The 10923-nt window shown below is 32.1% G+C and carries 14 protein-coding genes; 7 read left to right on the top strand and 7 right to left on the bottom strand.

Features of this window, described 5'->3' with window-relative positions; all coding sequences use genetic code 11:
• The 5 genes from Q0075_RS05290 to Q0075_RS05270 form a co-directional block, all read left to right on the top strand.
• Nucleotides 1-86: BrxA/BrxB family bacilliredoxin (locus Q0075_RS05290; protein WP_297868603.1), on the top strand; the 86-nt coding region annotated here is incomplete at its 5' end.
• 46 nt (nucleotides 87-132) lie between these two features.
• Nucleotides 133-516: a hypothetical protein gene (locus Q0075_RS05285; protein WP_297868601.1), complete on the top strand. Its 384-nt coding sequence runs from the start codon at nucleotides 133-135 to the stop codon at nucleotides 514-516.
• A 91-nt stretch (nucleotides 517-607) separates the two neighbouring features.
• A complete protein-coding gene (locus Q0075_RS05280; RefSeq protein ID WP_297868600.1) occupies nucleotides 608-1345 on the top strand; it encodes a lysophospholipid acyltransferase family protein in 738 nt (245 codons plus the stop codon).
• Between the two features lies 1 nt (nucleotide 1346).
• Nucleotides 1347-2345, top strand: a complete 999-nt coding sequence (locus tag Q0075_RS05275; RefSeq protein ID WP_297868599.1) for an acyl-ACP desaturase — start codon at nucleotides 1347-1349, stop codon at nucleotides 2343-2345.
• A 70-nt stretch (nucleotides 2346-2415) separates the two neighbouring features.
• Nucleotides 2416-3060, top strand: a complete 645-nt coding sequence (locus tag Q0075_RS05270; RefSeq protein ID WP_297868598.1) for an HD domain-containing protein — start codon at nucleotides 2416-2418, stop codon at nucleotides 3058-3060.
• Between the two features lie 11 nt (nucleotides 3061-3071).
• Here the strand turns inward: Q0075_RS05270 and Q0075_RS05265 are convergent, their stop codons facing one another.
• The 4 genes from Q0075_RS05265 to Q0075_RS05250 all read right to left on the bottom strand — a co-directional run bounded on the left by Q0075_RS05265 (nucleotide 3072) and on the right by Q0075_RS05250 (nucleotide 6083).
• The gene (locus tag Q0075_RS05265) at nucleotides 3072-3785 is read right to left on the bottom strand and encodes a 3'-5' exonuclease (RefSeq protein WP_291109089.1); all 714 of its coding nucleotides are present in this window, start codon (nucleotides 3783-3785) and stop codon (nucleotides 3072-3074) included.
• A 31-nt stretch (nucleotides 3786-3816) separates the two neighbouring features.
• Nucleotides 3817-4983, bottom strand: a complete 1167-nt coding sequence (locus tag Q0075_RS05260; RefSeq protein ID WP_297868597.1) for a serine hydrolase — start codon at nucleotides 4981-4983, stop codon at nucleotides 3817-3819.
• Nucleotides 4984-5044: 61 nt separating this feature from the next.
• Entirely contained in the window at nucleotides 5045-5518 is a 474-nt protein-coding gene (locus Q0075_RS05255; protein WP_291109085.1) for a methylated-DNA--[protein]-cysteine S-methyltransferase, read from the bottom strand.
• A 76-nt stretch (nucleotides 5519-5594) separates the two neighbouring features.
• Nucleotides 5595-6083, bottom strand: a complete 489-nt coding sequence (locus Q0075_RS05250) for a DUF1573 domain-containing protein (RefSeq protein ID WP_297868596.1) — start codon at nucleotides 6081-6083, stop codon at nucleotides 5595-5597.
• Between the two features lie 148 nt (nucleotides 6084-6231).
• On the opposite strand from Q0075_RS05250, the gene Q0075_RS05245 reads away from it, so the two are divergent.
• Together Q0075_RS05245 and Q0075_RS05240 are read left to right on the top strand one after the other, a co-directional pair.
• Nucleotides 6232-7503 carry a HAMP domain-containing sensor histidine kinase gene (locus Q0075_RS05245; protein ID WP_297868595.1) on the top strand — a complete coding sequence of 424 codons (1272 nt, stop codon included), beginning with the start codon at nucleotides 6232-6234 and terminating at the stop codon, nucleotides 7501-7503.
• A complete protein-coding gene (locus Q0075_RS05240) occupies nucleotides 7496-8182 on the top strand; it encodes a response regulator transcription factor (protein WP_297868594.1) in 687 nt (228 codons plus the stop codon). The genes Q0075_RS05245 and Q0075_RS05240 overlap by 8 nt, the downstream gene beginning before the upstream one ends.
• A gap of 3 nt (nucleotides 8183-8185) precedes the next feature.
• Here the strand turns inward: Q0075_RS05240 and Q0075_RS05235 are convergent, their stop codons facing one another.
• The 3 genes from Q0075_RS05235 to hemF form a co-directional block, all read right to left on the bottom strand.
• Nucleotides 8186-8599 carry a c-type cytochrome gene (locus Q0075_RS05235; RefSeq protein ID WP_291109637.1) on the bottom strand — a complete coding sequence of 138 codons (414 nt, stop codon included), beginning with the start codon at nucleotides 8597-8599 and terminating at the stop codon, nucleotides 8186-8188.
• 69 nt (nucleotides 8600-8668) lie between these two features.
• Entirely contained in the window at nucleotides 8669-9667 is a 999-nt protein-coding gene (hemB, locus tag Q0075_RS05230) for a porphobilinogen synthase (RefSeq protein WP_291109639.1), read from the bottom strand.
• 33 nt (nucleotides 9668-9700) lie between these two features.
• Nucleotides 9701-10603, bottom strand: a complete 903-nt coding sequence (hemF, locus tag Q0075_RS05225) for an oxygen-dependent coproporphyrinogen oxidase (protein WP_297868593.1) — start codon at nucleotides 10601-10603, stop codon at nucleotides 9701-9703.
• Between the last annotated feature and the right edge of the window lie 320 nt (nucleotides 10604-10923).

Here is a 10923-nt window from a genome sequence, read left to right as displayed (position 1 = left end):
ACATGTTAGAACGTCATCACATTGAAGGTCGTCCAGCAGAATTAATTGCTGAAAACTTAAAAGACGCTTACAACGAATTTTGCTAAATAACGCAACCTTTTCGTAATTTTTATATCTTGACAGAAAAAGATTATGAGCACTATTATTCGTTTTTTGCTTTTAGCAATGCTTCTTCAAAGTTTTCAGTGTAATGAAGAAGAAACTGTAACTTCGATAACACCACAACAACTGGTTCAAAAAAAACAAGAAATTCTTAATTATATCAATAGTTTTTCTTGTGCAGAAGCTTCAGGTTGTAATTCAATTGCCTTTGGTGCTAAACCATGTGGTGGTCCGAGAGAATTTTTGGTTTACCCAAATACGGTTAATCAAGCTACACTTGAAAATTTAGTAAATGAATATTACGAAATGGACAATGCATACAACTTGCAAATAGGTGCCGTATCAGATTGTATGGTAGTAAGTCCGCCAAGAACTATTGATTGCGTAAATGGAGTTTGTACAATCATTGACTAAAAAACAATTTTACTATGCTAGCATATAGAAAGACCACCGAATATGGTGGTTTTTTTATTTAATAACTTATTTTTGCACAAATGGTTTTCTAATGGAAAAAATACTATCATATCCACTTTCAATTGTTTATTATATTTTATTTATACTTTGGTTGTTGATTTTTCATCCAATTCAATGGGTATGTTTTAATCTTTTTGGATATAATGCACATAGATTAAGTGTGGCTTATTTGAACTGGTTCTTAGTTAGAACAGCGCATGTATTAGGAACTACGTACCATATTAAAGGAATGGAAAATGTTCCAGAGCATAAGCCTCTAATTATTGTAGCTAATCATCAAAGCTTACATGATATTACTACTATCATTTGGTTTTTACGAAAAGTACACCCTAAATTCATAAGTAAAATCGAATTAGGTAAAGGAATTCCAAGTGTTTCTTACAATTTAAAACATGGAGGTTCTGCTCTAATTGACAGAAAAGATCCAAAACAAGCCCTGCCCGAAATTAAAAAAGTAGCCGAATTAATTAATAATAATAATTACTCCGTTGTCATATTTCCAGAAGGAACGCGTAGCAAAACAGGAACACCTAAACCTTTTGCAGTAAATGGTTTAAAAATGCTATATAAGTTTGCACCGGATGCTTATTTCTTACCTATAACTATAAATAATTCGTGGAAAATAACAAAATTTGGAACTTTCCCTCTTGGTTTGGGTTCTAGATTAGAATTCATTGTTCATGAACCATTAAAAATTTCAGAATACCCGTTTGAAGAAATTTTTGAAAAAACCGAAAAAACAATTACAAAACATATCAAAATAAATTAAAATGTCGATACAAAATGTCCGTTTAGAAGTGATGCAATTTTTAGAAAAGAAAATTGACTACTTTATGGAAGAATTCTTAATTCCTGTTGAAAAAATTTGGCAACCAACAGATTTATTACCCGATTCTTCAAAAGAAAATTTTTTAGAAGAAGCTAGAGAACTTAGAGAAATTGCAAAAGATTTACCCTATGATTTTTGGGTTGTATTAGTAGGAGATACTATTACAGAAGAAGCATTACCCACTTATGAAACTTGGTTAATGGATGTAGAAGGTGTTAATCAAAAAGGAGAAAAAGGCGATAATGGCTGGGCAAAATGGTTACGCAATTGGACAGGTGAAGAAAATCGTCATGGAGATGTATTAAATAAATACTTATATCTTTCAGGAAGAGTAAATATGCGTGAAGTAGAAATCACAACACATCATTTAATTAACGATGGTTTTGACCCAGGAACAGATAGAGACCCATACAAAAACTTTGTTTTTACAAGTTTTCAAGAATTAGCAACTTATGTTTCTCACAATCGTGTGGCTCAAATGGCAAAGAAATTTGGTGATAAAAAACTACACAAAATGTGTAACTTAATTGCAGGAGATGAAATGCGCCATCACTTAGCCTATAGCGAATTTGTAAAACGTATTTTTGAAGTGGATCCAAGCGAAATGATGCTGTCATTTCAATACATGATGAAGAAAAAAATTACTATGCCTGCTCATCTAATTAGAGAATCAGGAGAAAGTATTGGAACTGCATTTGAAAAATTCTCAGAATCGGCTCAACGTTTAGGTGTTTATACGGCAATGGATTATGTAGATATTCTAAAAAAACTAAATGAAAAATGGGAGATTGATAAAATTTGTAATCTTACTGATGAAGCTGAAAAAGCTCGTGATTACTTAATGAAATTACCTGAAAGAATGACTAGAATTTCTGAACGATTAGTAGTTCCTGCTGAAGGACAACTTTTTAAATGGGTACAACCTGCCTTAGTAAAATAACATTAAAAAAATATATTTAAGATTCCAAATTCGATTATGGGTTTGGAATTTTTTTTTGTAAATTAGAACCATGCAAATTATCAATAATACTATACTTTTTGTAAAGAATCAATTGGCTCAGGCTGAGGGAGGTCATGATTGGTTTCACATTGAACGCGTATACAAAAATGCTTTATTAATTGCTGAAGAAGAAGAATGTAATTTGACTGTTGTTAAATTAGCTGCTTTGCTTCATGATATTGCAGATTCAAAATTTCATAATGGAGACGAAACTATTGGTCCCAAAGTAGCTCGTGAGTTTTTAGAATCACAAAATGTTTCGGAAGATATTATTTTGCATGTGATTGCTATTATTGAAAACATATCTTTTAAAAGCGGAAATTTTGAAAAGAAATACCATTCAAAAGAATTAGAAATCGTACAAGATGCCGACCGACTAGATGCGATTGGTGCAATAGGAATTGCTCGTGCTTTCAATTATGGTGGTTTTAAAAATCGACCATTATACAATCCAAATATTCAACCTAATTTGAATATGAGTAAAGAAGAGTATAAGAATAGTGAGTCGCCAACTTTGAATCACTTTTACGAAAAACTTCTTCTTTTAAAAGACAAAATGAACACCATAACCGGAAAAAAATTGGCTCAAAAACGTCATGATTTCATGATTACTTTTTTAAGCCAATTTTATTCGGAATGGGATAGTGAAAAATAGTAAGAAATGAATTAAACATGAATAATTTCATCTTTAACCAATAATTCTTCCCTTCTTAATCTTAAAAAAATTTGTGCTACAGCAATTACGTCTTTTTCACAATATGTTATGATTCTATCAATATCATTTTCAACATAAAAAACGTGTGCCACTTCGCTACCATCAATATCATCTTTTGGTGATGGTATTCCCAAAACTTTTGTTAGAAGTTTTAATGAGGTAAAGTGTTTATAATCTCCAAATTTCCATAATTCTAGAGTATCTAAATGAGGAACTTCCCAAGGTTTTTTACCAAATAAATTTAATTTATTTGGAAGTGGAATACCATTAATAATCATTCTTCTAGCAATAAAAGGAATATCAAATTCTTTTGCATTATGACCACATAAAAGATGTTGGGCACCATTAAAATGGGTATTCAATAAATTGGAAAACTCGTTTAAAATTTTCTTTTCATCACCCCAAAAACTGGTTACGCGAAAATTTCGAATATCGGCTTTATTAACAAAGTAACCCACTGAAATGGTAATGATTTTTCCAAATTCGGCCCAAATTCCAGCGCGTTCATAAAAATCTTCCGCTGATACTTCATCTTTTCTTTGGTATTGCGTTTTTTGTTCCCAAAGTTGTTGAGTTTCACTATCTAAACCGCGATAATTGTGGTATTCTGGAACCGTTTCAATGTCTAAAAACAGGATGTTGTTTAAATTAATTTTTTCAATCATAGAGCGTTGTAGTTGTTTAGTTAATGTGAATTTATTTATTCATATCTTTTTTGGCTAACATATTATAAGCTTCTTCTACATAAACATATAAATCGTTACTATGTGGGTCTGTATTCGTTTGGAGTCCTTTCAAATGCCCTAATCTAACAATGATTAAATCATCTTCAGGAATTACGATTACAAATTGTCCTAAATGACCTCGCATATAAAAAAGCTTCTTTCCTTTAATTTCGTGCATCCACCATCCATAACCATATTGTGGACTTTTCTCAAATCGTGGTGTGATGCATTTTTTCACAAAAGTGCTATCTAATAATTGTTGCCCATTCCATTTCCCATTATCTAAATACAGTTTTCCAAAACGGGCAAAATCTCTCGCATTACTTGCGATGCAACAATAGGCTTTTTCAATTCCGTCAGGCGCTTCATCTAATTGCCAAAGTGCTTCGTTTTCAGCTCCCATAGGTTGCCAAAAATGTTTCGACACATAATCTGATAAATGTTCGCCAGTAGCTTTTTCAATACACATAGCCAATAATTGTGTAGCGCCACTTAAATATTTGAAGGATTGACCTGGTTTTTCGTTAATATCTAATCCTAAAATAATACCTTTCAAATTGTCATCAAAATAAGCACGAGTTACAATAGAAAACGGACTGTAATATTTCTCATCCCAACTTAATCCAGAAGCCATAGAAGATAAATCGCCGATAGTAACTTCTTTGGCATATTTTCCTTTTAGTTCAGGAAAAAAGTCGATTACTTTTTGATCTAAACTTTTCATTTTTCCTTCCATAATAGCTTTTCCCATAGCCATAGTAACAACACTTTTTGCCATGGAAAAAGAATTGGTTTTAGAATTTTTATCAAATCCATCGAAATAACTTTCGTGCCAAATACTATCGTTTTTAATGATTAAATAAGCAACAGTTTGTAATTCTTTATGGTTTTTAGATAAGACTTCGGTGGCAGGAATGGAATTGTAATCGGTGGCTATTGCCCAAGGTTGTGCGATTCCTTTCTTAATTTCTCTATTAGGAAATTCTTTATAGTCTTCTAGAAAAGCAGTTGTGTAACCTTTGAAATAAATGGTTCTTACAGCTCGTAAAAGATAATCCACATTAAAAACATACATTAAAATGATGATGCTCACTATAATAATAGCAAACCATTTGAAGAATTTTATAAGAAATTTCATGAACTAATTTTATAAGATTGCGTTATAAAAGTAGCAAAAAGTGATTGGATTTTACAACAATCTAAAACAAAGTTTCTTGTTTTACAGGATTTTCATGTTCAAGCAGCCATTTTTTGCGCCACAAACCACCTGCATAACCTGTCAATGAGCCATCAGTACCAATAACTCTATGACAAGGAATCACAATCCAAAGTGGATTTTTTCCATTGGCAGAAGCTACGGCTCGAATTGCTTTTACATCTCCTAATCTTTTAGACAATTCCATGTAAGAAGAGGTTTTACCAAAAGGAATTTTGAGTAATTCTTGCCAAACTTTTTTTTGAAATTTTGTGCCTGATGGATTTAACAAAAAGGTAAATTGAGTTCTGTTTCCTTCAAAATATTCTTGGATTTGACTAACAGCCTCTTCTAATTCTTGAGGAACCTTAGATACTCTTCTAATCTCTTCATTCTTGAGATGAATATTAGAAACTCCATTCTCATCGCCTTGAATTTCTGCTAAACCAATCGGCGTTTTTACGAAAGCTATTTTCATTTAGTAAATATAAAAAAACCACCTGAAAATCAGGTGGTTTTTCTTAAGATGTGAAAAAGTTGTAAAAGTAATATTATTATGATTTAATCTCTTCTTTTTTGTCTGTAGCTGTTGGTTCTAAAACTTTTCCTTTGAAAGAAACTGTTTTCACCGCTTCAACTCCATTTTCAGTTGTTGTTATTGTTACTGATTTTTGGAAAGGACCTACATTCGCCGCATTAAAAGTTGCTGCTACCATACCTTTTTCTCCTGGTTTAACTGGAGTTTTAGTATAATTAGCTGCTGTACATCCACATGCTGGTCTTACATTTGTAATTAAGATAGTTTCTTTAGTAGTATTTGTAAAAGAAAACTCATAAGTTACAGGTTTACCCTTTTCAATATCACCAAAATCGTGCATTTCCTGATCCCATTTAATCGTAGATTGTTTAGGTGCTGCTGGTGCTTTAACTTCAGCAGGTGCTACTTGTACCGCTTTAGCAGTTTCTGATTTAACTTCTTTAGATTGTGCAAACGATGCGCTAGCCACAAATAAAGCTACAATTGTTAATTTAATTGATTTCATACCTTATAATATTTTTAGTTATTTTAAATTTGTAGATACAAAACTAGAAAAGTTTTATTTTTCTGTTGTTAATTAAATTTTAATGATTGTTAATGACATGTTAACAGGTGTTTTTTAAATACTCTTTTTTCGTAATATCGAACTTATTATGAAGTTTAACAGATTTAATACCGTAATTTTTGCTGGGTTTTTAGCAATTGTAGGAGTCATTATCATGCAATTGTTTTTGCTCAATCAAGCCTATATATTTGAGAAAAAGGATATGGAAGATAAAATCCATTTTGCTTTACAAGATGTAGTAGGTAAAATTTACAAAGACAATAAAAAGGAATTGCCAATTGGTAATCAAATTAAAAAAGTATCAGAAAATTATTTTATTGTTAATGTTAATGATGTTTTTGAGAATAACATACTAGAACAATATTTAAAAGTTGAATTTGAAAAAGTTAAGCTCGAATTAGATTATGAATATGCCATTTATGATTGTAGTTCAGATGCTATGGTGTATGGAAATTATATTTCAGATAATGGAAAAGAACCTTCTAAATTTTGTGCCGAATGTTTTTCAAAAAATACGGATTTAACCTATTATTTTGCAGTTCGATTCCCAAATATCAAACAAACTTATTTTAGAAGTTTATCGCAATATTGGATTTTTACTGGCGTTTTATTCTTGGTTTTAATCATTTATGTATATTCTGTTTTATTGATGTTAAAGCAAAAAAGATACACCGATTTGCAGAAGGATTTCATCAACAATATGACGCATGAATTCAAAACACCTTTGGCTTCCATTTTAATTGCGTCTAATTATGCCAATACTCAAAAGGAAATTATCGACAATCCTAAGCTTTCAAAATACATGCAAATTATTATTAATCAAAGTAACAAGTTGAACCAGCACATCGAGAAAATTCTATATGTAGCGAAGACCGAAAGCAAGCAAATTGAGTTAGAAAAATCGAAAGTGGATCTGAAAGTATTATTAGAGTTAGTTAGAGAAAACATATTTTTAAAACATCAAAAAGAAATTAAAATTGAAATTCAATTAGATCAAAATTATAGCATTCAAGCCGATGAATTTCACTTTTATAACCTGATTTATAATATTTTGGACAATGCCGTAAAATATTCAGGTAACAATCCAGAAATTTTAATTCAATCTCATGAAAATTCAAAAGGATTGGCTTTAAAATTTACCGATAACGGTTGTGGAATTCCAGAAAGCGATTTGCCATTTGTTTTTGATAAATTCTATCGTGTAGCAAGGGAAGATAGTAAAGATATAGAAGGTTTTGGAATCGGACTTTCGTATGTAAAACGCGTTTGCGAATGGCATAAATGGAAAGTCGAAGCTAATAATAATGAAGAAAAAGGAATCACCATAACCATCCAAATAAATAAAAACGATTATGAGTAAAAAGCGCATTTTGTATGTTGAAGACGACGAAACCTTAGCGTTTTTAACTTCCGATAATTTAGAGCAACATTTTGATGTAACGCATTGCGCCAATGGGAAAGAAGCTTTTCAATTGTTTTGTAAAGAATCTTTTGATTTATGTGTTTTAGATATTATGTTGCCCGATATGGATGGATTTGAAATGGCAACTGAAATCAGAAAACGAAATCAAGAAATTCCGATCATTTTCCTTTCAGCAAAAACCATGAAAGACGACCGAATTAAAGGTTTGAAATTGGGTGCCGATGATTATTTGGTAAAACCTTATTCGATTGAAGAATTGATTTTAAAAATCGAAATTTTCTTAAATCGAAGTCAGAAATCAACCGATAATTTAAACCAAAAACAATATAAGTTTGGAAGTTTTCAATTTGAACCTGAGAATTATTTATTCAAAAATGACAATCAAAGCATAACTTTAACCGAAAGAGAAGCGTCACTTTTAAAATTATTTTTAGACAACCCGAATACCGTTCTAAAGCGCGAAAAAATCTTAATAGAATTATGGGGAAGCGATGATTATTTTTTAGGAAGAAGTTTAGATGTATTTATTTCAAGATTACGAAAAATCATAAAAGAAGAAACCCACGTGAGAATCGAAAACATTCCGCGCGTGGGCTTTAAATTGGTGGTTGAGTAACAATTATTCGAAACTCATCATATATACTTCTAGCGCTTTGCGTTCTTCAGCTGTCATGGCTTTTGTAATAACAAAGTTAGCTTTCATAGTTTCGTATTGTGTTGGGTCAACAATCGCTTCACTTTCTTCGTTTATAAAAGAAGCGATACTTGCTCCTTTTTCCTTGTAAATTTTAGCGATATCTTTTATTGCTGGTCCAATTACTTTTGTATCAGGTTTATGACATGCGGTACACGTTCCTTTTCCTTCGAAAAGTTCTTGCCCTTTTGCTAGTAATGGATCAACTGTAGTTTCTGTTACTACTTCTGTTTTTTCTTCAACAGGATTTCCGTAGGCATCAGTTTCTTTTTTTTCGCCACAATTCGTTAAAGAAATGGCTAATGTAAAAACAGCAAACGATTTAAAAATAAGTTTCATTTTGATATAATTTAGAAATATCGATAAAATTACAATATCGCTTTCACTTGGTTTGTGACAAATGTCACATTACTTTTTATTTAATAAAATGGCTGCTTCTTTAGCAAAATAAGTGGAAATCAAACTCGCACCCGCTCTTTTGATACACATTAATTGTTCCATCATAATTTTATCATGATCTAACCAACCTCTTTCCGAAGCCGCTTTAATCATCGCATATTCTCCCGAAACATGGAAAACTGTTACCGGAACATCTACTGCATTTTTAACTTCACGAACGATATCTAAATAAGCGATTCCAGGTTTTACCATAACCATATCTGCACCTTCTTTTACATCCCAAAGTGCTTCTTTTACTGCTTCGATGCGATTCGCATAATCCATTTGGTAGGTTTTTTTGTCTTTTGGAACTTCTACATCAGCATCTTTTGGAGCAGAGTCCAAAGCATCACGAAACGGACCATAAAACGCCGAAGCATATTTAGCCGAATAACTCATAATGCCTACATTGTGAAATCCCGCAGCATCTAAACCTTGACGTAAACGTAAAACACGACCATCCATCATATCACTAGGAGCCACAAAATCGGCACCAGCTTGTGCATGTGAAACCGCCATTTTTACTAAAGCGTCATTTGTGGCATCATTTGCTACATCACCTTTTTCAATAATTCCATCGTGACCATAAATCGAATATGGGTCTAAAGCCACATCAGGCATTACAATCATTTCTGGACAAGCTTCTTTAATAGCACGAATGGCTCTTTGCATCAAACCATTATCGTTCCATGCTTCTTTTCCAGTATTGTCTTTTAAATCATCGCTAACTTTTACATAGATGTTTACGGCACGAATTCCTAAAGCGAATAATTCTTTCACTTCTTCTACCGTTAAATCTAAAGTGCGACGGAAAATGCCTGGCATAGAAGAGATTTCCACTTTGGTATTTTCACCTTCCATGATAAACATTGGAAACATAAAATCAGCGGGACTTAAACTAGTTTCGCGAACTAAACTTCTTATAGATTCGTTTACTCTTAAACGACGACCTCTGTGTATTGGAAACATAATATTTTATGATTTGTGATTGATATTGGATAATTATACCCAATCAATTGGTTTTGCTAATATTTTCAATAATTTTTCTTCTTCACTTCCCGCTTCAGGATGATGATCATATACCCATTGCACATGGGGTGGTAAACTCATCAAAATACTTTCGATTCTACCGTTCGTTTTTAGTCCAAAAAGAGTGCCTTTATCGTGAACCAAATTGAATTCTACATAACGACCACGGCGAATTTCTTGCCAAGTTCTTTGCGTTTCGGTAAATGGTAAATCTTTTCTTTTTTCCACAATGGGAACATAAGCTTGCAAGAATGAATTTCCAACTTCGGTTACAAAATTGTACCAATCTTCCATTTTCATGGTGTCGGTTTCTTTCAAATAATCGAAAAACAAACCACCAATTCCACGAGCTTCATTACGGTGTGCGTTCCAAAAGTATTCGTCACATTTCTTTTTATAGTTCGGATAAAATCCTGGATTATGTTTGTCGCAAGCCGTTTTACAAGTTTGGTGAAAATGTTTTACATCTTCCTCAAACAGATAATACGGGGTTAAATCTTGTCCGCCACCAAACCATTGATTGATGATGTTACCGTTTTCATCATACATTTCAAAATAACGCCAATTGGCATGAACCGTAGGCACCATTGGGCTTTTCGGATGAATCACCAAACTCAATCCACAAGCAAAGAAATCCGCTTCTCCTACGCCGAACATTTTTTGCATCGTATCAGGTAATTTCCCGTGAACAGCAGAGATGTTTACACCGCCTTTTTCAAAAACAGTTCCGTTTTCAATTACGCGAGTGCGACCTCCGCCACCTTCTGGTCGTTCCCAAATATCTTCACGAAATTTAGTACCACCATCAATATCTTCTAATCCTTTACAGATTTGATCTTGTAGGTTTTGTATGTAGGTGTAGAATTTATTTTTCATTTTTTACTCTAAACAATTTTAAAAAATATAAGCTTGATATTAGTAAGTGTATTGTAAAAGGAATTGTGAATTCAAAATGTTTTAAATTTTCAATTTTTACAAAAACAATAACCGCTATAATTAGCAGCAATTGACCTAGAAAACCCAATATTAATCTTTTATTTAAATATAAAATTATTCCTAAAATTGATAATATCAGAAATAAATTTTCAATTGAAAGCAATATAAACTCATCTGTTAAAGAAAAGATTTGAAGTATCAATAAACCAATTACTAAAAAAAAAGGCAAACTAACATGTGAAGTTGGAATGCAAATAAAA

This window comes from uncultured Flavobacterium sp. (assembly GCF_937967675.1).
GTDB lineage: Bacteria > Bacteroidota > Bacteroidia > Flavobacteriales > Flavobacteriaceae > Flavobacterium.
The sequence above is the reverse complement of the archived record's forward strand: the minus strand, read 5'-3'. Positions and strand labels throughout refer to the sequence as shown.